This window comes from Geobacillus sp. FSL K6-0789 (assembly GCF_038593135.1).
GTDB lineage: Bacteria > Bacillota > Bacilli > Bacillales > Anoxybacillaceae > Geobacillus > Geobacillus stearothermophilus.
Genome location: NZ_CP151966.1, coordinates 2,996,801 through 3,019,260 on the forward strand (window position 1 = coordinate 2,996,801; position 22,460 = coordinate 3,019,260).

Below are 22,460 nucleotides of genomic sequence, written 5' to 3' on the forward strand. Positions count from 1 at the left end.
AGGCGGGCGGGGGCGGCAGCCGCATCCCCTGCTTTTCCTTTTTTACACCAACTGCGATTTCGACGCGCGGTCGATGTTCTCAAGCATCAGCCCGGTGCCAAGGGCGACGCAGTCCATCGGATTTTCGGCGATGAACACCGGCAGCTTCAGCTCTTCGGCAAGCAACTGATCGATGCCATGCAAGAGGGCGCCGCCGCCCGTTAAGATGACGCCTCGGTCGATGATGTCGGCCGACAGTTCCGGCGGCGTGCGCTCGAGCACGCTTTTCGCGGCTTGTACAATCAAGGACACCGGCTCGCGAAGCGCCCGTTCGATCTCCTCCGATCGAACGGTGATCGTGCGCGGCAGTCCGGTGACGAGATCGCGGCCGCGGACGTCGATTTCTTCGGTCCGTGCGCCTGGGAATACCGTTGCGACTTTGATTTTAATCTCCTCGGCCGTTCGTTCCCCGATGAGCAGCTTATATTCGCGCTTGATGTAGTTTAAAATTTCCATATCGAACTTGTCCCCGGCCATTTTAATGGAAGAGGCGGTGACAATGTCCCCCATCGAGAGAACCGCCACGTCGGTCGTGCCACCGCCAATATCAACGACCATGTTTCCGCACGGCTGAAAAATGTCCATTCCGGCGCCAATGGCTGCGACTTTCGGCTCTTCCTCCAAGTACACTTTTTTGCCGCCGCTTTTTTCTGCTGCCTCTTTGATCGCTTTCCGTTCGACCGATGTCGTGTTCGTCGGGCAACAAATCAAAATGCGCGGTTTGGCGAAAAAGCCTTTTAGGTCGAGCTTGCTTAAGAAATGCTTCAGCATCGCTTCTGTAATGTCAAAGTCGGCAATGACGCCGTCTTTGAGCGGCCGAATGGCAACAATATTCCCAGGAGTACGTCCGACCATTCGTCGTGCTTCTTCGCCGACTGCGAGTACTTTGTTCGTGTGTTTATCAATCGCCACGACGGACGGCTCATTGAGCACGATGCCTTTGCCTTTGACGAAAATGAGGACGTTCGCCGTGCCTAGGTCAATGCCGATATCTCGTGAGAACATACATGCTCCTCCTTGCCTCTGCCTTGAAATCATTCCTAATAGATTATTCTACCATATTTGCTCCCCGGAATGATACTGCAAACGGCAGATGGCAAGGAAAAAGTCAGTTGTTTTTCACCGTCTGCTTTTTATACTTTTTCTTCGTTGCCTCCCCGCCCCGCAAATGGCGGATCGATTTATGGTAATCGAGGATTTGTTTCACTTCTTGGGCCAGCTCCGGATTGATCTCCGGCAGCCGTTCGGTCAAGTCTTTATGCACGGTGCTTTTCGACACGCCAAACTCTTTCGCGATGACGCGAACGGTTTTCCTCGTCTCCACGATATACTTGCCAATCTTGATCGTACGCTCTTTGATGTAATCGTGCACACCACTCGCCCTCCCTAAGTTGGATGTGAGAAGTGAGAAGTGTGAAATGAGACTCGTCTTGCCACTGATGAGCGCCGCTTTCGTTGGATGTCTTGGAAGCGTCTTCGCCGCGTCGCTTGCCGGTTGTGAACGATCCCCACCTCAACCACTCTCATTGCTGTTCAATTTGTAACATTTTATTAGACAAAACGGGAATATATACCAGAAATATCAAGGCGGACAACGGTTTTTTCACAATTTTTTTGCGGTTTGTAACGGAAGGGAAATGGGAAACGACTATGTATAGAGAGGAAAAAAGGAGGATCTGGCATGGGCAAAGGAAAAATGATCGGCGTCGCAGCCGTGTTGGCCGGGGTGGCGGCGGCGAGTGCGCTGTTTATGTATAATAGCGGCAACGAGCGCCCGCAGGCGAAAGATGATTTGCTTGGCTCCGCTCCAGCGGGCAAACCAGCGCCCACAGGCGGGAAAGGGATCATCGCCGGAACGTTGGAGCCGTCACTCACATACGAAAAGCAAAACGATGCTTACGTGTTTACGTTTACGGTCAAAAACCAAACGGAGCGCGTGCAAACGGTGACGTTCACGAGCTCGAAAAAGTATGACTACATTTTGTACCGCGATGGCCAAAAGGTGAAGCAGTACAGCGAAGGGAAGATGTTTGCACAAATTTACGAAGAGCGCACGTTAAAACAAGGGGAAGAGCTGTCGTTTCAGGAGACGTTCCGCGGCCTGGAGCCCGGAACGTATACGCTTGAGTGGTGGCTCGCCGACCAAAACTGGCCGAACGCGCGGGCGAAAGTGACGTTTACGGTGCAATGAGGCTTCGGGCGAATGACAAGTCAAACGGCCGGCCGCATGTGGCGCATGCCAAACGCCGCTCGTGCCGAGTTGGCCAACAGCCCGGTGAGAGAGGGCGCCCGTTCGCCTGTCAACGGCAACAATGACGACAAGAGGGAGGCTTCCGTCACTGTGAGGAAGCATCCCTTCCATCTTTCTTTAGCCATAGAGGCCATTCATGGCGAGAGAAACACCGCCCCGTACACGAGCGCCAAGGCGATGACGTACGCCGGATGGAGGCGCCATTTGCCGAACATCAACAGGGCGCTGGCGGCAGCGAGACACACCATTTGGACGAGCCCGGCTCCTTCGTACGACTCGCGAAAAAAGTCGATCGCCATGATCCCGAGCATGACGACGCGAAAAAAAGCAAGAAATAAATGCCATTTGTTCATCGAAGTCATCCCTTTATCGTGAGTCTCACCAAGCGGCGACCGCCCCGTCCGTGTGCGGCTCCGTCCCGGCGGCAAGCACGCCGGTGTCAGGATCGCGCCAAATGATTTGTCCGCGGCCGAACGGACCTCCGTCTAAGGCAAAGCGAATGTCATGCCCTTTGCGGGCGAGCGCTTCGGCGATATGGCGCGGGAAGTGCGGCTCGACGAGCACCGTTTTTTCTTCCATCCACTGCCAGCGTGGCGCATCAAGCGCCGCTTGCGGGTTCAAGTCAAAATCGATGGTGTTCATGATCACTTGCAAATGCCCTTGCGGCTGCATAAATCCGCCCATGACGCCGAACGGGCCGACCGGTGCGCCGCCTTTCGTCAAAAAGCCGGGGATGATCGTATGGTACGGCTTTTTCCTTGGCGCCAGCCCGTTCGGATGGCGTTCATCGAAGACAAAGTTATGGCCGCGGTTGTGCAGGGCGATGCCCGTGCCTGGGACGACGAGGCCGGAGCCGAAGCCCATGTAATTGCTTTGAATATAGGACACCATATTCCCTTCGCCGTCGGCGGCGGCCAAATAGACCGTGCCGCCTTTGGGCGGCGTTCCCGGCTCCGGCGTCAGCGCCTCCGCGCCGATTTGCGCCCGGCGCATGGCGGCAAACGACTCCGACAACAGCTCGTCTGGGCTGCAGCTCATATAACGGCGGTCGGCGATGTACGCTTTTCCATCGGCAAAGGCCAGCTTCATCGCCTCGATTTGCCGGTGGTGCGTCTCGACATCCGGGACGCTTGGCACGTCAAACCCGTTCATGATGTTGATGGCCATCAACGCGACAAGCCCCTGCCCGTTCGGCGGGATTTCCCACACTTCATAGCCGCGATAGGAAACGGAGATCGGCTCGACCCATTCCGGTTCGTACTCGGCGAGGTCGTCCGCCGCCAAAAAGCCGCCGTATTGCTTCGAGAAGGCGGCGATTTTTTCCGCCAGCTCGCCGCGGTAAAAGCTTTCCGCCTCCGTTTCGGCAATGGAGCGCAGCGTCGCCGCATGATCCGGAGACGCCCACACTTCCCCGATCTTCGGCGCGCGGCCGCCCGGCGCAAACGTCGCAAACCACGAGGCGAACTCCGGCCCGTTCAGCGCTTCTTTGTACACCCGATAAGCGTTCGCCCAGTATTTGCCCAGCACCGGCGATACTTGACACAAAAGTGCTTGCACAAGCCAAGTTACACGACATGACCTATCGTCTACTTCGATCAAGCGTGCCAAGTACAAACGAATGCGAAAAACCCTCCAGCAAAAAGGGACGGCTTCTGCGCGTCGGAAGTTGAAAACAATCGGACAACGAGAAAACCGTTGGATGACGGATGTGAACCATGCTGTCACGAAGGCACTCGTTCGTCAATATGGAGAACGTACCCTTTTGGTCGCTGTGCTTCCCCGTTTGGATTTCGAAACATCAAAACCAAAAAGACCCGCCCGCTTGTCTTGGCAAACGGACAGGCCTTTTCGTCGCGTTTTTCGTTTCCTCTTGCTCGACGCCTTGTCGATTACGCTCTCGCCATGCCGATCGAGGCGTCTGGCGTTTTGTAGGAAGACGCGTCATCATGTTGGTCTTGCTCATGGTCGCTTGGCGCCGTTTTGTTGTCATCAGCCGGCGTTTGTTCGGTTTCCTTGGCCGGGCTTTGTTCACTCGGCGCGGTTTCGTCGCTTGGCGTCACGTTCTTCTCTTCGCTTGCGTTGGCGTTATCTGTTCCGGCGTTGTCTTCGGCTTTGTCGGTCAAGGCGGTCAACGGTTTGTCGATATAGTCGATCGGGTTGACCGGTTTGCCGTCTTTGCGAATTTCAAAGTGGACGTGGATGTCTGCTTGTTTGTTAAACTCGCTTTGCCCTGCCTTGCCAATCACTTCGCCTTGTTTCACCGTATCGCCTGCTTCCACTTTCACGTCGGCCAGCGATTGATAGACGGTCGTGACCCCTTGTTCATGATTGATTTCCACAACGTAGCCTAAAATCGGGTCTTTTTCCGCTTTCGTTACCGTGCCGCTTAATGCAGCCGTAACGTCAAACGTTTTGCCGTCTTGGCGCACAAGGTCGATCCCTTGGTTCGGATGGTACGTATGATCGTAAAAGACGAGGGCTGCTTCCTGTTCCTGTTCTGATGCGTTGTCATCATAGAACGGTGTTTTGACTTGCACGGCGTTCGGGTCAAGCACAGGCATCGCGATGTTTTCGACCGTTTCATTGACCGGAACAGCCGGGTTTTCCTGCTGGGCGGTGCCGTTTTTCACGGTGTCGTTTTCACCCGACTTCTCTTGTTTGCCCGCTTGGAACCAAAGTGCGCCTGCGACGATCAACGCTGCGCAAGATAGATAAATAGCCGGAAATACCCAACGCTTGCGGAAGAAACGCTTCAGCGACGGTTGTTTTTGTTCCTCTCTCATGTTCATCACCTCAGCAACCATTTTGAACAGAAAGAGGAAAAGATATACACGCCGAATACAATTTTTTCGCTTATTTTTTGATATTCCCCCGCATTTTATGCAAAAAAAAAAAAAAAATCGGAGCGGACGCCCCGTCATTGTTTGGCGGTCAACTTGTTCAAAAAGGCGGTCGCTGAAGAGATGCGGACGCCTCGGTAATAATGCTTCACGATGTCGGCGTACGTTTTCCCTTCTTTGGCCATAAAGTTGGCGCCGTATTGACTCATGCCGACGCCATGGCCGTAACCTTTCGTCGTAATGATGATGTCATTCCCGCTACGCACCCAGGTGAAATCACTCGACGGCAAGCCGAGCCGTTCACGCACTTCGCGGCCCGTGAACGTCTTTCCGCCGATTTTCACCTCGCCGACTCGACGGCCGGGCGTGCGCGATAAAATGACACCGACGGATCCGTCTTTTGGCAGCACGATTCCGAGCCTCCGCTCAAATTCGACGACAGACATCGTTTTTCGCTGATAAAACTTCGGGGATTGTTTGTCCCATAGGCTGACGACGCTTTTTAAATACGGGATATCGTTTTTCCAGTACGCTTCAGAATTTTCTGTATACCCGTTGCTTGTGGAAAAGAAGAGCGCTTCAATCGGTTCGTTGTTGTACGTTAAAATTTGCCCGCGCGTATCCAGAACCGCTTTGGTCACTTTTTTGATCTTCCAGTCGTAATCGCTTCCCCATAACTTCCGCAGTTCGTCATCGCTGTAATACACTTGGTGCGCCACTGTGTCGGTCACATTCGCTCCTTGCGGCAGGCGGAACGGCTGGTTGGCGAGCATCTGTTTGACGATGTACGTTCGTGCCGTTAAGGCCTGCGCCTTTAACGCCTCGAGCTCAAATTCGGCCGGCATTTCCGCCGCCACCACTCCGATGACGTACTGTTCAAGGGGGATTTTTTCCACGCGCTGTTCTTTGCTTCGGTAAACCGCCACGTCAATGGACGGCCCTTCGGCTGCCTGCGAACGCTGGAGTTGTTCGTGCTTCTGCAACTGTTCCGTCAATTTCGCCACCTTCCCATCGTAAAACGGCAGGACAAGCGCTGCAGGAATGACGAGGATGGCCACAAACAGGCATAGTGCAAGTACGATGACCGGTTTCAGTCGTTTCACCATAGCCGAGCCCCCAATATGCATTTTCTAAGCCCAAGCGGACATGATCAATCAATGCCTGCATGGCTTCCGTTCGTTACTTATAGTTATGGGCTCGGACAAGTATATATGACTGTTTTCTTTCGCGTCTCCTCCTGTCCTTGAACGAGCGGATGCGCGCCCTCTTCCGTGCAGCGGAAAGCGGAGAGCCGGCATTGGCCGGCCAAGCGGGGGGGAGAGAATGCAAAAAACGACCATTCGATAAGCGTCAATTCCCGTTTTTAGGTCTAGGCGTGAGAAAATGCAAAAAACGACCATTCCCCGCCGAAACAGGCAGTTCACGGTCGTTTTTTCGCCATTATCCGTTCCATTCGATCGCTTGGATCGGGTCGAGTTGTTCTGTTTCTTCCCGAACGCGTTCAATGTCAGCGCCAAGCGCGGCCAGTTTTTCATGAAAGCGGACATAGCCGCGGTCAAGATGACGAAGCTCGGTCACGCGCGTGTAGCCGTCCGCCGCAAGTCCAGCCAAAATCAAAGCGGCGGCAGCGCGCAAATCGGTGGCCGCTACTTCAGCGCCTTGCAGCTGGCACGGACCGTTAATAATGACAGAGCGCCCTTCAATTTTAATATCCGCGTTCATCCGGCGGAATTCTTCCACATGCATGAAGCGGTTTTCAAAGACAGTCTCGGTGACCATGCTCGTGCCTTCCGCTTTTAACAGGAGCGCCATCATTTGCGATTGCATGTCAGTTGGAAAACCTGGGTATGGCATCGTTTTAATGTCGACGGCTTTCAACGTTTCCGGACCGATGACGCGCACACCGTTTTCTTCTTCGATAATCGTCACGCCCATTTCTTCCATTTTGGCAATGAGCGAACTTAAATGCTCGGGAACCGCTCCTTGCACGAGGACGTTGCCGCCGGTGATGGCGGCTGCCACCATAAAGGTGCCAGCTTCAATGCGATCCGGGATGACGGTGTGGGACGTGCCGACGAGCTCGTCAACTCCCTCGATTCGAATCGTGCCGGTCCCGGCGCCGCGCACTTTGGCGCCCATCGCGTTCAAAAAGTTCGCCAAATCGACAATTTCCGGCTCTTTGGCGCAGTTTTCGATCACAGTTGTACCTTCCGCGAGCACCGCGGCCATCATAATATTTTCCGTTGCCCCAACGCTTGGAAAGTCCAAGTATACTTTGGAGCCGCGGAGACGGCCGTTCACTTCTGCATCGATAAAGCCGTTGCCGACTTTCACGAAGGCGCCCATTGCTTCAAATCCTTTTAAATGTTGATCGATCGGGCGCGAACCAATGGCACAGCCACCCGGCAAGGCGACGCGGGCGCGGCCGTTGCGGGCCAACAGCGGTCCCATGACGAGCACGGAAGCGCGCATTTTCCGCACATATTCAAACGGCGCTTCCACCGTCAGCGGAGCGGTCGCATCGACCGTTACCGTATTGCCGGCGATTTGCACATCGGCGCCTAAATAGCGGAGCACCTCACTGATTGTATATACATCGGAAAGAGCAGGCACATCATGAATCGTGCTAGTTCCTTTTGTCGCTAATAAGGTGGCAGCAATGACGGGCAAAACGGCATTTTTTGCGCCTTCCACTTTGACGGTGCCGCTCAACCGGTTTCCGCCACGGACGATGATCTTTTCCAAGGTATTCCCCTCCGCGTCCAATTTCTCTATATTAATATTCAATGGTAATGATTGGGGTTCCAACAACGACGCGCATCTTGCCGTCCAATCTTTCCCTCAAGGCGAGTTGCAGGTTGATCGGCTGTTGCTTGGCGGCCGGGAGAACGTTCTTCCACTGCCCAGTATATGCAGACAGGGAAACGAATGACTCTTCCCGCAACCACTCAACCGGTTTCGCTTGAAAGTCGCGCACCAGCCGAGAAGCCTGATCGAACAAACCACCTTTCATATTACCATTGAACTCGCCTTCAATACAAGCATAAAATGTAGGGGCGTTCACAAATAGGCCGTTCGTCTTCATTTGAATCTGGCGTGCTGCTTCTTTCCACCCAATCCGGCTCCATTTGGGGCCCGTTGCTTCATAGAGGATATACGTTTGCGGCGTACCGTTTGTGACGGTCATCACGAGCTGGATTTGTTCTTGGAAGAAGGCGTGCTCGTTTTTGCCGATCGCTTTTTGCCAATGTCCGCTTTTGGCAAACGACCAGTGAAACGAACGATATGTTTGTTTCAATTCCGCCATTTTTTTGAAAAAGTCCGCATCATTTTGAATATCGTGGGCATACTCTCTTGTGTAAATGACCCAGCGGCCAAGCGAAGCACCGTGTTGCGCCAGCGTGTGCGCCATCGTTTCCATCGGTTTTGACCATTCGTCCCCCTGCGCGCCTTCTGTCCGGTATTGCCAGGCGGCGAAAAACAGGCTGGCCAGCATGAGCGCCAGCAGCCATTTCATCCGGTTTTTTCTCATCTTCGTTCCCTTCCTCTCCTTACTTGTTATTGTTGCCACCAGGACAGGGAACATACGTCCAAAAAATCGACAACCGGCGATTTTTGAAATCGTTTTTATGCATAAAAATAGAGTGGACGGATCGTCCACTCGGCCGAAAAAGACCCGGCCACCCATGCAGATCAATGGCGCCATATGGAAGATGCGTCGGCCGCGCGCGGCCGATCGCATAGCCTGTTGCGGCCAAAACGAGCGTGTCGGCGGCATGAAGCCTGCCCTGCCGCGGACGGGGCGCTGCTAGTCGCGAAACAAATACGGCAAATCGGTCGACCATGCCCAATAGTCGAGGAAAAAGTTCGCAACCGTTGAGCCGATCGCAATCGTCAATAAAATGTACAGCAGCCGCCCTTGGACGACGCGGTTCGGCTTCAGAAGCACTTCAAGCCGGACAGCTTGCAGCGTCCACCACGTCACCGCCATGAACACTAAATGAATGATAATCGACAGCAGCGCCTGTTGACCGATGATGGGCATCACCGCGCTCCACCTCCTCCTAAACCATGCAAACGTCCCCCATCCTCTTGATGAGGCGGTTTCCCCTCTGTTCAACAAAAAAGAGGAGAGGGTTCCCTCTCCCCTTATTGTACCGTTACGGCAAAAAATCGCCAAAATGCCCAAATTGGGCGGAGTCAGTCAAGACTTTGTGGAGAACATTTTTTCGGTTCACTACGGGCGTTGTCAATCACTAGTTATCGAACCATTTTCAGGAATTGATATCGTAAGCGCTTTCGGACTCTCATCCCTCATCTTGAAGTGATGATATTGTATTCCATTTTTTTACACCCAACCAAAATCCCGAAGCGCCGACAACGCTTGATGGATCGGCGTCCCGGATGACCGCTGCAGACACGGTAGATTCTGACGCACCACATCTGCCCATAACCGTCCGGCCTTCCGTTTGGCCTGTTCGATCCGCTTGGACTTTGTTGAGGCCGAGGCCGCCGTTCGGGTCTCTTCTTCCTCCACCAACTGCCCATTTCTCCGCCAAATCCCGTCGATTCGGGCCGCCATCGCCCTCAGAAACGCCCGAAGCCCTTGGTCTTTCCAGCAGCCTAATTCGGCATCCAGCAAGAAGGTATAGTTCCCCGTTTGCCGGTCATAGTAGTCGTTCCGTCGAAACGTCACTTCTCCAAACAGCGTTTGGATCGTAGTCGGCCGTTTGTCTTTCAGCTGATACCGGCGCTTGTCCCGCGCTTCCGCCAGTTGTTGATCAATCTCCTCCAAAAGGGCCGCCAACAAGACAGCGAACACCTTTTGAAGAGTTCTGACTAATTGTTCCTCCAGCTCTTTTAATAAAGGCCATTCTGTGGTAAGATGTTTCATGGACTCTCTCCCTCCTGTTTTCGGTTGATGTTGACAATCACCATCATAGCAGGGAGAGAGTCCTTTTTGCATGACATTTGCTTTTTTCTACCACGCTTCGCTTGGTGGCCCCGACGAGCGTCGCGAACAAAAGTTCGCAACCCTCGTCGGGAATCATTCCTGAATGTCACCCACAAATATTTTACTCACACGCAAAGCTCCGCGGAGTATGATGCCAATGCCATGGCTGCAATGATGCCCCTTGATCGTTGCCGCCTCAAAGGGGAAAGGGGGAAAGGACGAGGAATGACGCATGTTTCGGCTTGCAGAAAGACCGCAACGCAGAGGAGAAAGCCGCAGCTTCAAGTGATCTGGCAGTGAACTACCCCCACTTAATTTTCTAGCGAAAATTTGAAGTGGGGGCTTCCAAAGAAGTTTGACTGCTTCAAGCAATCCTTATTCTTTGAGGCGTGTCCACTTCGCCGCTAGAGCATAAGACACTCAGGTCTACAGCTTTACTTTTCTTTAAGATGTTTAATGCGCCATTGACATCAGCATTCATTAGTTTGCCAGACTTTGTTCGATACAAGCCGCGCTTAATACTGTAAACTAGCACATTATTTCAGAATCCCTTTTTCAAATTATTTCAGGCGGATTCGGAAATAATGTGCAAAATTTTTGCGGATTGTTCCGGATTTTGCACATTCTTTCGGAACGTTTGCACGCTCTTTCAGATGAAGATTTCCAGCGCGCCTGATGGACCGATGGAAAAGAAAAAGCACAAAAGAGGCCGATTCGGCCCCTTTCATGCTAATACCCCATTTCCTCTGCGGCCATGCGCACCACTTCTTCGTCAATGGCGTCCTTTTTCAGCTGATACCCGTATAACAGGCACGTCGTGGCCAACGTGTTGATCACCCGAGGCCATCCCCGCGACTGCAGGGCAATCGCCTCTAACGCCGATGGGGTGAAGATCGGATGCTTCGCCCCGGCCTGTTTCATCCGATGCTCGATGTAGCCCGCCACCTCTTCCTTCTCCAGCGGCCCCATCCGGTATCGCATGATGATCCGCTGGTCGAGAGGGCGGTGCTGATTGAGCCGCAGCTTCCCCTGTAAATGGGGCAGCCCGGCCAAAATCAAGACAAATGGGTTGGTCGAATCCATCTCAAAGTTGAACAAGATCGCGATGTCCTGTAAAAATGCATCCTTCGCTAAATGCATCTCATCCAAAATGAACACCGGCGTGATCCGCCGTTCATGATACAATCGCTCGATCGCCTGCTGGATTTGGCGGAAGAGGTCTACCTTGCGGTACTTCGGTTCCTCTCCTAATCCCAAGGCCAGTCCACGGTAAAAATCCATCACGCCTCCGGTGGATAACGGAAAGTAGACGACATGATACAATGATGGATTCAATGACTCTTTCAGCGCCCGAAGGGCGAACGTCTTGCCCGCCCCCGGCTCTCCGATCAACAGCCCGATCCCCCGGGTTCGTTTCACGTACTCCAGCGCCCGCAACGCTTCCTGAAATGACGCCCCTTGATACGCCTCGGACGGGTCTGTTTCTTTCGCAAACGGCTCCCGCGAAAGGGAGTAAAACGATTTATACACCGTGTTCTCCCTCCTTCGCCGGAATCGCCGCAAACGGGGACCGATGGCGTTTTACATAGGCATTGTCCTCCAAACGCACCCGAATGGCTTCCGCCACCCGTTTGCCATCTTCGTACACATAGACGCCTCGTTCGTCATAGCGGAGCTCAATCGATTGCCCAATGAACCGAGGCGGCACTTCGTATAGCTGTTTATTCAGGGTGATCGTGCCATCGGCTTTCACCTTGCGGTGCTCCCGTTTCAGAAAAATCGCATCCAGCCAATCGCCATCTTCGATGAACGACACGAGATGCACTTGCGATTGAAACACCTCATGCGGCGTTTTTCCGTCCAGTGAGGCGTGCGGTTTTCGATGATACTCCTCTTCAAGCCACTTCCAAAAACGCTCGTTCAACTCGTCAAGCGATTTCGGCGGATTCAGCTCCAACAGTGGATAAAACCGTGTCTGTACGGTGCGGAAGAACCGTTCGATTTTTCCCTTGCTTTGCGGGTCATACGGCTGGGTGTGGATGAGTGTAATCCCCATCTCGGCGCACGCATACTGCAGCACCTCGGACCGATAAATTTTCCCGTTGTCCGAGTAAATGCGTTTCGGCTTCCCGCAACGAAGCACCGCTTCCTTCGTGACGATCCGCAGCCCGTCAAACTTCTCCGAAGGGAAAAATTGGGCATATGGCACTAACCGCGAGCAGTCATCGATATACGCGATCAAAAACGTTTTCTGGGCTTTCCCATGGACGCGAATCGTGGGTCCATGGGATAAGTCCCCTTGCCATAGCTCATTGATCTGGTCATACGCAAAACGCTTTCGCTCCGGCATCGGCAAGATTTCTTTTCCCACCAGGTTGTGTTTTTTCAACAATCGGTATATAGTAAAGTAAGAGGTATGATTTTCTGGGATTTCCCCCTGCTCGATCAGGTGTTCGTAGAACACCGTCACGGGCATGGTGGGATGTTCTTTTCTTAGGGCTAAAATATGATCCTCATCATCGGGCGACAGACGCCTTGAGTGGCCGCGGTCCGAACGGCGCTTCGGCTTTAAGGCGTCAAAGCCCCCTTTTTTGTATCGGGTGCACCAATCGAGGATCGTCTTGGCTGCGATTCGTTTGTCTCCCTGGTGGGGAACATGGTGCACTCGCTCGCTCACCTCTTTCAGATACGTCTTCGGTTCCACCTGCCCATTCACCAACGGAGCGATTAGCCCGTACCGAAACAGGGCAATGTCGTGTCTCATCGACTCATTCATTCAAATCTCCTCCTTGTCTCACTTGGAATCAGGACCGTTCCGGTCCGTCTGCCCTTATCGTACCGAATTGCTTTTTCTCCGTCGATAGGAAAGGTTTGTGGGAACCGAAACTATTTCCAATTTAGGGTATGTATGTAAAATCAGGATCCCATTTAATTCGCAAAAGGGTGTCGGAATCCGCCCTCCCACATCTCTCTGATGGCCGAATCAAGACCGTGTTCCTCTAACGTCTGGATCCACCAAGAAGCCCGTTCCTTTTCTTTTTTCACGATAGGGCCTATGATCCTCCACCGCCTCGCAAAAAAGCTATGAAGGCTTGATAGGTTTCGGTAGAACCGTCGGACATAAAAGATGATGCCGTCCTTTGTCGGGAGAAACGGAGCCTGGTTCGTCCTTTCGGTCAATCCCAACTGCTCTTTCACGACTTGCCATATGGCGGACAACGTATACTGAAAATACGGGAGGAGAAAGGAAGGCAGCACACTCACCGTCTTCAAGCATTCCCGACAGCGATACCGGACAATCCAAATGCGATAATCGCCATGTGGGGTCAATGCGTTTCGCTTATAGTAACCGTGGCGGTGCAACGGGCGCTTGGCCCGGCAATGCGGACACTTTTTCAGAAGAGGGAAGTCGTTTTCTTTTCCACGCTCTGCATACGTTTGGACGTCAATGCCAAAGTCATGAAATTGAATCACGTCCTCCTCCCCCTCCTATGAACCGATGGATTTTCTCTTCCGAAATAATTCACAAAAAATTTAGCACATTCTTTCAGAAAAGGGGAGAGGGCTTTCTGAAGGAATGTGCAAAAAAATGTCTCTTTTGTTCCGAAATAAAGTGATAATTTACATAATACGTTTGCCGCTGAACTTATATTCTTTTGGATTGTCGGCATTATATTCAGGAATCTCATCGCCGTCAAAAAAGCTGGCTTGAGACGTATAGGATTCTTCCTGTTTCAAGAATTCAATGCCGTAAAATTCACAAAGATATTCTAGTTTTTCTTTTATGTTACCGAGAGGAATATTGACAAAGTTTTGATTTGTCTTTTTTCCTAGATTCATATTGCGTTGCCATGTTTCCGCATAGCCAATGACAAGTTTGCCAATTTGATTTTCAATACAGTAGTTAATGATGTAACGGCAAGTCTTGTTGATATAATCATTCACTTTATTATTGCGATTCATAGCAAGCAAAGCCTGTTTACGAGTGGTGCCTTTGATTTTTTGCTTATCTTTTATGCTTTGAAGTCTGGCATTTTCTTTGTTAAACCATTGATTTATACTTTTTAATCTCCGCCCATCAATGATGAATGATCTGCCGTCTGATGTGACACAAGTGGCAACATTGTTTAATCCTAAATCAATTGCCAGTGCTTTTTGGTCATTTAATTCTCTTTGATCTTCAGGCATTTCATATTTGTACTGAATCTCAAAGAACCTGGCATGATGCTTAGGAATGATTTCAATCTGCTTAATCTTTTTGTCCAGTAACACAGGCGGAATCGTTATCGTGATAGGCTTGTGAGTCTTTTTAAATAGGCGAGAATACGGTATCGTGAATTTGTTGCCGTCTATACGAATCTGGCCAATGATCAGTGAATGAAAGCCATCTTTTTTAAGATATTTTGGAATACTGATAGCCTTGTGGTCATATTTTCCTTGTTTGGCAAGACTGATCAAACCAAAGAAAGATTTAAAGGCTTCATTGACCTTTTTTAAAATTTGCTGTGCCATGTTGCTGTTTAACAGCTTATAGTTTTCGTTAGTTTTTGCAAGATGATAGTTTTTCTCATAATTAAGAAATTCCTTGTGTTCAAAATAGTATTGTCTGACATTGTACAATCCGACGTTGTACATGTTCTTGGCAATATGGCACAGTTCTCGAAGAGTCAAGTATTCTTCTTTGGTCAAACCATTTAGCTGTTGTTTGATACAAAAATACATTTTTTCACCTCCCATCTAACTATATTATACTATATTTTACTGAATCTATCCTATTTTCAGCAAAATATAGTTAAGGCGATTCATCTCCCACTTACTCCGCTTCGCTTCGTTGAAGTGGGAGTCTTCTCGCCTAATTAAGATAAAAAAAGCAGAGGAACATCCGCTCCTCTGCTTACTTCATTTCCGCTACATTCAAGCGGTTCAAGGCGCGTTTCAACGCCAGTTCGGCCCGGTTGAAGTCGATGTCATCCTGCTGGCTTTGCAGGCGGCGCTCCGCCCGCTCTTTCGCCGCTTTGGCGCGGAGGACGTCAATGTCCTCCGCCCGTTCAGCAGCTTGAGCCAAAATCGTCACGTTGTCCGGGCGGACTTCCAAAAAGCCGCCGCTGACAGCAATGTATTGCGTTTTGCCGCCTTTTTTCAGCCGGGCCGCGCTGATCTCGAGCGGGGCGACAAGCGGGATGTGCCCCGGCAAAATGCCGAGCTCGCCGCTTTTCGCTTTGATGCTGACCATTTCAACATCGTCTTCGTACACCGGGCCATCAGGAGTAACGACGCTCACGTGGATCGTTTTCATTGTCCAATCCCCCTATCCCGGGTCACACTTCGACACCCATCGCTTTCGCTTTTTCAACGACTTCTTCAATGCGGCCGACTAAGCGGAACGCATCTTCCGGAAGATGGTCGTATTTGCCTTCCAAAATTTCTTTAAAGCCGCGCACCGTTTCTTTGACCGGCACGTAGGAGCCCGGTTGGCCCGTGAACTGCTCCGCCACGTGGAAGTTTTGCGACAAGAAGAACTGGATGCGGCGGGCGCGGTGAACGACGAGTTTGTCTTCGTCCGACAGTTCTTCCATCCCTAAGATGGCGATGATGTCTTGCAATTCTTTATAACGTTGCAGCGTTTGCTGCACTTTGCGGGCGACTTGATAGTGCTCCTCGCCGACGATTTCCGGCGCCAGCGCGCGCGACGTCGAGGCGAGCGGGTCAACGGCCGGATAAATCCCCATCTCCGCGAGCTTCCGCTCCAGGTTCGTCGTCGCATCCAAGTGCGAGAACGTCGTGGCCGGAGCCGGGTCCGTATAGTCGTCGGCCGGGACGTAAATCGCTTGAATCGAGGTGATCGAGCCTTTCGCCGTCGACGTGATCCGCTCTTGCAATTGGCCCATCTCCGTCGCCAATGTCGGTTGGTAACCAACAGCCGACGGCATGCGTCCTAACAATGCCGATACTTCCGAACCAGCCTGCGTGAAGCGGAAAATGTTGTCGATAAACAGCAGCACGTCTTGCCCTTGCTCATCGCGGAAGTACTCCGCCATCGTCAAACCGGTCAAGGCGACGCGCATCCGCGCCCCCGGTGGCTCGTTCATTTGCCCGAACACCATGGCGGTTTTGCTGATAACGCCGGAGTCTTTCATTTCATGGTACAAGTCGTTCCCTTCGCGCGTCCGTTCGCCGACGCCAGCAAAGACGGAAATCCCGCCGTGCTCTTGGGCGATGTTGTGGATCAGCTCTTGAATCAAGACCGTTTTTCCTACGCCAGCGCCGCCGAACAAACCGATTTTTCCGCCTTTAATATACGGGGCAAGCAAGTCAATGACTTTAATCCCCGTTTCCAAAATTTCGACTTCGGTCGCCAATTCCTCGAATTTTGGCGCCGGACGGTGAATCGGGTCGCGGCGGGCGTCAGCCGGAATGTCGCCTTCGAGGTCGATCGGCTCTCCCAAGACGTTGAACACGCGGCCAAGCGTGACTTCGCCGACCGGCACCGAAATCGGTGCACCGGTATCGATGACTTCCATGCCGCGGATGAGGCCGTCTGTGGACGCCATCGCGATCGTCCGTACTGTATCATCGCCAAGGTGCAAGGCGACTTCCAATGTCAAGTCGATGTCGACTTCGTTTTCGTTGCGCGCTTGATGTTGAATTTTCAGGGCGTTGTAGATCGCCGGCAAGTGGCCGTTCTCAAACTTGACGTCTACAACCGGACCCATGACTTGGATAACGCGTCCTCTTGTCATCGTTTTCCCTCCTAACTTGCTAGTCCGCTATTGCAAGGCGTTTGCTCCGGCGACAATTTCCGTAATTTCTTGCGTAATCGCCGCTTGGCGAGCGCGGTTGTAGGAAAGCGTCAATGTGCGAATGAGCTCGTTCGCATTGTCCGTTGCGTTCTTCATCGCCGTCATGCGGGCGGCGTGTTCGCTTGCTTTTGCATCGAGCAATGCGCCGTAAATGAGGCTTTCCACATACTGCGGCAATAAGACGTCCAAAATTTCTTCTTGCGACGGTTCAAATTCGTACACCGTGCGCTGCTTATTCTCCGCCAAGTCAGTGAGCGGAAGAAGCTTCCGTTCCGTCACCTCTTGCTGGATCGCGCTCACGTAATGGTTGTAATACATATACAGCTCGTCAAACGTACCGTCGGCGAATAACCCAACCGTTTTGCGGGCGATTTCTTTAATATCGTCAAACGACGGCTGGTCCGGCAAGCGGGTGATGTCGAGAATGACCGGCATGTTCCGCTTGCGGAAAAAGCTCAACCCGACGCGGCCGATGACAATGATCGCATATTCGTCCGGAGAAGCATGGCGTTTTTGGATCGTTTGGTACACGAGGCGCAACACGTTGCTATTGTACGCGCCAGCCAGACCGCGATCCGACGTGATCACGAGATAACCGGTTTTTTTCACCGGGCGCGAAACGAGCATCGGATGCGAAGCCCCTCCGGCGCCAAGCGCCACATTGGCCACGACTTCTTGAATTTTCTCCATATATGGAACGAACGATTTCGCGTTTTGCTCCGCGCGGTTCAGCTTCGACGTCGAGACCATTTCCATCGCTTTTGTAATTTGGCTTGTCTTCTTCGTCGCATTGATGCGCGTTTTAATATCGCGTAACGATGCCAAAGGTTTCACCACCTTTTTGCTGCACGGGTTCTAACAGGCATGAGGGGGCGATATGCCCCCGCCGGCCTTATTGTGAAACGACAAACGTTTTCTTGAACGCTTCGATCGCTTGATTGAGATCGTCTTCGTTCGGAAGATCTTTCGTCGTGCGGATGTGCTCAAGCAAGTGTTGGCCGTTTTGGTCGAGCCACAAGTAAAACTCTTTCTCGAAACGGCGCACATCTTTGACCGGAATGTCGTCCAAAAAGCCGCGCGTCAATGCATAGATGATCAACACTTGTTTTTCGACCGGAATCGGCTGATGCAAATCTTGCTTCAGCACTTCGACCGTGCGCGCCCCGCGGGCGAGCTTCGCCTGCGTCGCTTTATCGAGGTCGGAGCCGAATTGGGCGAACGCTTCGAGCTCACGGTAAGCGGCCAAGTCCAAACGAAGCGTCCCGGCTACTTTTTTCATCGCTTTGATTTGTGCTGCCCCACCGACGCGCGAAACGGACAACCCTGCGTTGATCGCTGGGCGGACGCCGGAGAAGAACAAGTCCGATTGCAAGAAAATTTGCCCGTCCGTAATCGAGATGACGTTCGTCGGAATGTAGGCGGAAATGTCGCCCGCTTGCGTTTCGACGAACGGAAGCGCAGTCAACGAACCGCCGCCTTTGGCATCGCTCAATTTCGCTGCGCGCTCAAGCAGGCGGGAGTGCAAGTAGAAAATATCCCCCGGATACGCTTCACGACCCGGCGGACGGCGAAGCAAGAGCGACAATTCACGGTATGCCGCGGCTTGTTTCGATAAATCGTCATAGACCACTAACACGTGTTGGCCTTTATACATGAAATACTCGCCCATCGCCACACCGGCATACGGCGCCAAGAACAAAAGCGGAGCCGGCTGCGACGCCGAAGCGGTGACGACGATCGTATAGTCGAGCGCGCCGTGTTTGCGGAGCGTTTCGACAACGGTGCGGACCGTCGATTCTTTTTGCCCGATGGCGACATAAATACAAATCATGTTTTGGTCTTTTTGGTTGATGATCGTGTCAATGGCGACGGACGTTTTCCCCGTTTGCCGGTCGCCGATGATGAGCTCGCGCTGGCCGCGGCCGATCGGCACGAGCGCGTCGATCGCTTTAATCCCGGTTTGCAGCGGCTCATGCACCGATCTCCGGTCCATAACGCCCGGCGCCGGGCTCTCGATCGGGCGCGTTTCGGTCGTTTCCACCGGGCCTAAGCCATCGACAGGCTGGCCGAGCGGGTTGACAACGCGGCCGATGAGCGCCTCCCCGACCGGCACTTCCATGATCCGGCCTGTGCGGCGCACTTCGTCTCCTTCTTTGATGCCGGTATACGGCCCTAAAATAACAATCCCGACGTTGTTTTCTTCCAAGTTGAGCGCCATGCCCATCACGCCGTTGGCAAATTCAACAAGCTCGCCGGACATGACGTTATCAAGCCCATGAGCGCGCGCGATCCCGTCGCCGATTTGGATGACGGTGCCGACATCGCTCACTTGGATTTGCGATTCGTAGTTTTCAATCTGCTGCTTAATGAGCGCGCTGATTTCTTCCGCTCTAATGCTCATGCCTTTCACCCCTGTCTCCAAATGTTAACCAATGAGCTGCCGCTGAATCCGTTCAAGCTGCCCGCTGACGCTGCCGTCATAAATGCGGTTGCCGATGCGCAGCTTCACGCCGCCAATCAGTTCCGGCTCGACGATATTTTCAATGTGGAGCGTTGCTTTGCCAACCTTTTTGGCAAACACGTCAGAAAGCGCCTGCAGTTCTTCGTCCGTCAACGGGCGCGCCGAATAGGCGATCGCTTCAGCGATGCCGCGCGCATCGTTGGCAAGGGCGATAAACTGATCGGCCAGTTCAGGCACAAGGCCGAAGCGATGGCGCTCAAGAAGAAGCAAAAGCGTGTTTTTCACCGGAGCAGAAACGCCGGCGAACACTTCACGAACAAGCGCTTTTTTCTTTTCTAAAGAAAGATTCGGGTTGGAAAGAAGAGATAAAAACTCGCCGTTTTCCGCCAACGCTTGGCGTACGGCGCGGACGTCTTCCTCGATCCAGTCAAGCTGCTGTTGTTCGAGCGCGATTTGGAACAAAGCGGATGCATACCGTTTGGCGATCACTTCTTGGTTCATCGCGCTCCTCCTGCCTCTTGAACGTCTTTGATGTACGCTTCGATCAGCTTGCGTTGATCTTGCTCGGTCAACTCTTTTTCAATCACTTTCGAGGCGATGAAGACAGACAACGACGCCACTTGTTCGCGGAGCGCGGCCATTGCCTGTTCTTTTTCGCGCTCGATTTCTTGTTTCGCCGTTTCTTTCACCCGTTCCGCTTCCGCACGGGCCGAGGCGACGATTTGTTCTTTCTGCTCTTCGGCAAACTTGCGCGCATTTTCGATGAGCGCTTGCGCTTCTTGACGCGATTGCTTCATCAGTTCACGCTGCTCTGCCAGCAGTTTTTCCGCTTCTTGGCGGCGTTTTTCCGCTTGGTCGATTTCGTTCGCGATATGTTCTTCACGTTGTTTCATGATATTCATTAACGGCTGCCAAGCGAATTTGCGCAACAAGGCCAGCAAAATAATGAACATCAGCAATTGGTAAATAATCGTGCCGCCGCTGATGCCATGCGCCGCTTCGCCGAGCACCAATACGTTTGCCTTCCACAACACCGCGTTTCACTCCTTTCGACAGCTATCGCACCGACGCGGTCTCGCAAAACCGCACATAAAGGAATGGCGAAGGTGGTCGTTGACACGAACTTCGCCATCACTTTCCATATCGATTTCTTATCGACCTAAGTAAATGAACGAGAAGACGACACCGATGATCGGAAGCGCCTCAACCAACGCGACCCCGATGAACATCGTCGTTTGCAAAACCGGACGCAATTCTGGTTGACGAGCAATCCCTTCGATGGTACGGCTGACGATCAATCCGTTGCCGATGCCGGCGCCTAACGCCCCTAAACCTACCGCAATCGCAGCTGCAAGTACACCCAAACTCATGTTGATAGATCCTCCTTCACCATGTTAAAGTAATGTTTCAAGTCCTTAATGAAATGATAAGGAATGCTCAATGGTCATGACTGACCTTATGAGCCATATAAACCATGGTTAACATCGTAAAAATGAACGCCTGAATCGTTCCGACAAAAATACTGAACGCTTGCCACACCATCATCGGAATGGCTGCGCCAACAGCGCCAAGCACACCGTAATGCGTGCCAAGGCTGGCGAGCAAGCCAAGCAAAATTTCCCCGGCGTAAATGTTCCCGAAAAGACGCAAACCGAGCGTCAGCGTGTTGGCAAACTCTTCGATGATTTTAAGTGGGAACAACCAGGCGACTGGACGGGTGTAATCGCGCAAATAGTCGGATGCCCCTTTCATTTTCACCCCATAGTAGTGGGTGAGGGCGACGACCATCACCGCCAGCGTCAACGTAACGGTCGCATCCGCGGTTGGTGATTTCCACCAAAGTTCGCCGTTGACATGGACGGAAAACGGCAGTCCAAGCATATTGGCCACAAACACATACATGATGAGCGTGACCCCCAGCGTCAAAAAGCGGCCGCCCGTTTGCCAATCCATTGTGCTGTTAATGATGCCTCTAACAAAGTCAAAGACCCACTCCATAAAGTTTTGCATCCCCGTCGGGCGCAACTGAAGCGAGCGAGTAGCCGCAACAGCAATGATGAAAACGATCAAACAGGTGATCGTAATCATCAACATATCAGATAAATTAAACGTAAGGCCTAAAAATTCGACAAGCGGCGCTTTATGCTCCATCCTCTCTCACCTCGCTTTCTACACAGCTGATTAGTCATTATGTAAAAAATGATTTGCTACCAATAGGATATATGGGGTGGCCAAGCCGAGGACGACCGGCATAACGGACAAATGTTGGGGATACCGGGACACAAACAGCGCAACGGCGGCAGCCAGCGCAAATCGAATCATGGTCCCAAGCGAAGGAGGGCGCCGTCCCTCGGCCATCGCTTCTCCTGCTTTTATGACACGCCGGGCCAGCAAGCGAATGCTGTACAGCCCTGTTGCTGTTCCAATGAGCAAACTAAAAAACCACGCTTCATAACTGGTCAATATCCATCCTACCGCATAACCCACCATTAGCACCGACGATTGCTTTTGTATTCGTTTTATGATCCTATCAATCATTGTTTCTTATTCCCCAAAAAAACGCCGAATTGTTTTCAGCGTGGCGAACACCCCCGCTGCTAAGCCGAGCAACAAACCAATAACAAGGAAAAGCGGTTCACTGTCCAATTGTCGGTCAACCCATCTGCCGCCAAATAAACCAACTAATGTACAGCCGACTAGCTGTGATGTGATCGCTGACATCAAGCCGATGGCCCGAAAAGGATGACGGTTATTTTTTTTCATAATGGTTACCATACCTCGCCCGTTTAGACCAGAGATCATTTCCGACAGTGAAAACCTTCTCAATCTACCTAATTGTAAGCATCTACCTATTGTAAGCATACAATACCGCTTGGTCAATGTCAATGTGTTCCCACATAAAACATCATTCACACAGAGTAAATATTAATAATTTGGGACAATTCCTCATTTTCTTTTCACAAAAATGGTGTATAATGATATATTTTTTTGGACACTTCCCTGCCTACAGCAACCGACTCACTCTGGACGCGTCCCTGTTTCGATGTCGAAAGAGGGGGCCCCGTTTGGACGCGGCCCCCACACCCGTCAAGTTTAGCGGTATAAAATTTTTAAG

The 22,460-nt window shown here is 52.1% G+C and carries 23 protein-coding genes and 4 pseudogenes; 2 read left to right on the forward strand and 25 right to left on the reverse strand.

Going from position 1 to position 22,460, the window contains the following annotated elements; translation table 11 throughout:
* Window positions 1–42: 42 nt before the first annotated feature.
* Together NSQ51_RS15890 and spoIIID are read right to left on the reverse strand one after the other, a co-directional pair.
* On the reverse strand, window positions 43–1,044 hold the full coding sequence (locus NSQ51_RS15890) for a rod shape-determining protein (protein WP_033013679.1): 1,002 nt from the start codon (window positions 1,042–1,044) through the stop codon (window positions 43–45).
* Between the two features lie 103 nt (window positions 1,045–1,147).
* Entirely contained in the window at window positions 1,148–1,411 is a 264-nt protein-coding gene (spoIIID, locus tag NSQ51_RS15895) for a sporulation transcriptional regulator SpoIIID (RefSeq protein ID WP_011232801.1), read from the reverse strand.
* Between the two features lie 309 nt (window positions 1,412–1,720).
* Here spoIIID and NSQ51_RS15900 point away from each other — a divergent pair, with 309 nt between their 5' ends.
* Window positions 1,721–2,230, forward strand: coding sequence for a BsuPI-related putative proteinase inhibitor (locus tag NSQ51_RS15900; protein ID WP_049624841.1), 510 nt, complete (start codon window positions 1,721–1,723; stop codon window positions 2,228–2,230).
* 194 nt (window positions 2,231–2,424) lie between these two features.
* Here NSQ51_RS15900 and NSQ51_RS15905 read toward each other — a convergent pair whose 3' ends face one another.
* Together NSQ51_RS15905 and NSQ51_RS15910 are read right to left on the reverse strand one after the other, a co-directional pair.
* Entirely contained in the window at window positions 2,425–2,643 is a 219-nt protein-coding gene (locus NSQ51_RS15905) for a hypothetical protein (protein WP_049624840.1), read from the reverse strand.
* Window positions 2,644–2,668: 25 nt separating this feature from the next.
* A pseudogene (locus NSQ51_RS15910) lies at window positions 2,669–3,826 on the reverse strand (gamma-glutamyltransferase); the annotation flags it as partial.
* A 64-nt stretch (window positions 3,827–3,890) separates the two neighbouring features.
* On the opposite strand from NSQ51_RS15910, the pseudogene NSQ51_RS15915 reads away from it, so the two are divergent.
* Window positions 3,891–4,052: pseudogene (locus NSQ51_RS15915) on the forward strand (RNA-guided endonuclease TnpB family protein); the annotation flags it as partial.
* 127 nt (window positions 4,053–4,179) lie between these two features.
* On the opposite strand, the gene NSQ51_RS15920 reads toward NSQ51_RS15915, so the two are convergent.
* The 21 genes and pseudogenes from NSQ51_RS15920 to NSQ51_RS16020 all read right to left on the reverse strand — a co-directional run bounded on the left by NSQ51_RS15920 (window position 4,180) and on the right by NSQ51_RS16020 (window position 22,108).
* Window positions 4,180–5,073 (reverse strand): M23 family metallopeptidase, encoded by an 894-nt coding sequence (locus tag NSQ51_RS15920; protein WP_033013676.1) that lies wholly within the window; start codon window positions 5,071–5,073, stop codon window positions 4,180–4,182.
* 134 nt (window positions 5,074–5,207) lie between these two features.
* Window positions 5,208–6,236 (reverse strand): stage II sporulation protein D, encoded by a 1,029-nt coding sequence (gene spoIID / locus NSQ51_RS15925; protein ID WP_033013675.1) that lies wholly within the window; start codon window positions 6,234–6,236, stop codon window positions 5,208–5,210.
* Between the two features lie 334 nt (window positions 6,237–6,570).
* Window positions 6,571–7,875, reverse strand: coding sequence for a UDP-N-acetylglucosamine 1-carboxyvinyltransferase (gene murA / locus NSQ51_RS15930; protein WP_064213651.1), 1,305 nt, complete (start codon window positions 7,873–7,875; stop codon window positions 6,571–6,573).
* A 31-nt stretch (window positions 7,876–7,906) separates the two neighbouring features.
* The gene (locus tag NSQ51_RS15935; RefSeq protein ID WP_064213650.1) at window positions 7,907–8,662 is read right to left on the reverse strand and encodes a YwmB family TATA-box binding protein; all 756 of its coding nucleotides are present in this window, start codon (window positions 8,660–8,662) and stop codon (window positions 7,907–7,909) included.
* A 276-nt stretch (window positions 8,663–8,938) separates the two neighbouring features.
* A complete protein-coding gene (locus NSQ51_RS15940; protein WP_033011771.1) occupies window positions 8,939–9,178 on the reverse strand; it encodes a DUF1146 family protein in 240 nt (79 codons plus the stop codon).
* A gap of 300 nt (window positions 9,179–9,478) precedes the next feature.
* Complete coding sequence (locus NSQ51_RS15945; protein WP_080986873.1) at window positions 9,479–10,024, reverse strand: UPF0236 family protein; 546 nt, start codon at window positions 10,022–10,024, stop codon at window positions 9,479–9,481.
* A 424-nt stretch (window positions 10,025–10,448) separates the two neighbouring features.
* Window positions 10,449–10,604, reverse strand: a pseudogene (locus NSQ51_RS15950) (RNA-guided endonuclease TnpB family protein); the annotation flags it as partial.
* Window positions 10,605–10,813: 209 nt separating this feature from the next.
* The gene (locus NSQ51_RS15955; protein ID WP_064213564.1) at window positions 10,814–11,614 is read right to left on the reverse strand and encodes an AAA family ATPase; all 801 of its coding nucleotides are present in this window, start codon (window positions 11,612–11,614) and stop codon (window positions 10,814–10,816) included.
* Window positions 11,607–12,860, reverse strand: a complete 1,254-nt coding sequence (locus tag NSQ51_RS15960; RefSeq protein WP_342462705.1) for an IS481 family transposase — start codon at window positions 12,858–12,860, stop codon at window positions 11,607–11,609. Before NSQ51_RS15960 ends, NSQ51_RS15955 begins: the two co-directional genes overlap by 8 nt.
* 152 nt (window positions 12,861–13,012) lie before the next feature.
* Window positions 13,013–13,558 carry a DUF6431 domain-containing protein gene (locus NSQ51_RS15965; protein WP_121692564.1) on the reverse strand — a complete coding sequence of 182 codons (546 nt, stop codon included), beginning with the start codon at window positions 13,556–13,558 and terminating at the stop codon, window positions 13,013–13,015.
* 153 nt (window positions 13,559–13,711) lie between these two features.
* Window positions 13,712–14,806 (reverse strand): annotated as a pseudogene (locus tag NSQ51_RS15970) (transposase); the annotation flags it as partial.
* Window positions 14,807–14,978: 172 nt separating this feature from the next.
* Window positions 14,979–15,380 (reverse strand): F0F1 ATP synthase subunit epsilon, encoded by a 402-nt coding sequence (locus tag NSQ51_RS15975; RefSeq protein WP_033017484.1) that lies wholly within the window; start codon window positions 15,378–15,380, stop codon window positions 14,979–14,981.
* 22 nt (window positions 15,381–15,402) lie between these two features.
* Window positions 15,403–16,824 carry a F0F1 ATP synthase subunit beta gene (gene atpD, locus NSQ51_RS15980; protein ID WP_033017483.1) on the reverse strand — a complete coding sequence of 474 codons (1,422 nt, stop codon included), beginning with the start codon at window positions 16,822–16,824 and terminating at the stop codon, window positions 15,403–15,405.
* A gap of 27 nt (window positions 16,825–16,851) precedes the next feature.
* Window positions 16,852–17,709, reverse strand: a complete 858-nt coding sequence (atpG, locus tag NSQ51_RS15985) for an ATP synthase F1 subunit gamma (RefSeq protein WP_121649988.1) — start codon at window positions 17,707–17,709, stop codon at window positions 16,852–16,854.
* 67 nt (window positions 17,710–17,776) lie between these two features.
* Complete coding sequence (gene atpA / locus NSQ51_RS15990) at window positions 17,777–19,285, reverse strand: F0F1 ATP synthase subunit alpha (protein WP_033017480.1); 1,509 nt, start codon at window positions 19,283–19,285, stop codon at window positions 17,777–17,779.
* Between the two features lie 24 nt (window positions 19,286–19,309).
* Window positions 19,310–19,846: a F0F1 ATP synthase subunit delta gene (locus tag NSQ51_RS15995; RefSeq protein ID WP_033017479.1), complete on the reverse strand. Its 537-nt coding sequence runs from the start codon at window positions 19,844–19,846 to the stop codon at window positions 19,310–19,312.
* Window positions 19,843–20,376 carry a F0F1 ATP synthase subunit B gene (locus NSQ51_RS16000; RefSeq protein ID WP_183084009.1) on the reverse strand — a complete coding sequence of 178 codons (534 nt, stop codon included), beginning with the start codon at window positions 20,374–20,376 and terminating at the stop codon, window positions 19,843–19,845. Before NSQ51_RS16000 ends, NSQ51_RS15995 begins: the two co-directional genes overlap by 4 nt.
* A gap of 120 nt (window positions 20,377–20,496) precedes the next feature.
* The gene (atpE, locus tag NSQ51_RS16005) at window positions 20,497–20,715 is read right to left on the reverse strand and encodes a F0F1 ATP synthase subunit C (protein WP_011232830.1); all 219 of its coding nucleotides are present in this window, start codon (window positions 20,713–20,715) and stop codon (window positions 20,497–20,499) included.
* 67 nt (window positions 20,716–20,782) lie between these two features.
* Window positions 20,783–21,496 (reverse strand): F0F1 ATP synthase subunit A, encoded by a 714-nt coding sequence (atpB, locus tag NSQ51_RS16010; protein WP_015376063.1) that lies wholly within the window; start codon window positions 21,494–21,496, stop codon window positions 20,783–20,785.
* A gap of 30 nt (window positions 21,497–21,526) precedes the next feature.
* Window positions 21,527–21,883 carry an ATP synthase subunit I gene (locus tag NSQ51_RS16015; protein WP_033017477.1) on the reverse strand — a complete coding sequence of 119 codons (357 nt, stop codon included), beginning with the start codon at window positions 21,881–21,883 and terminating at the stop codon, window positions 21,527–21,529.
* Between the two features lie 6 nt (window positions 21,884–21,889).
* Window positions 21,890–22,108: an AtpZ/AtpI family protein gene (locus tag NSQ51_RS16020; RefSeq protein WP_033008425.1), complete on the reverse strand. Its 219-nt coding sequence runs from the start codon at window positions 22,106–22,108 to the stop codon at window positions 21,890–21,892.
* Between the last annotated feature and the right edge of the window lie 352 nt (window positions 22,109–22,460).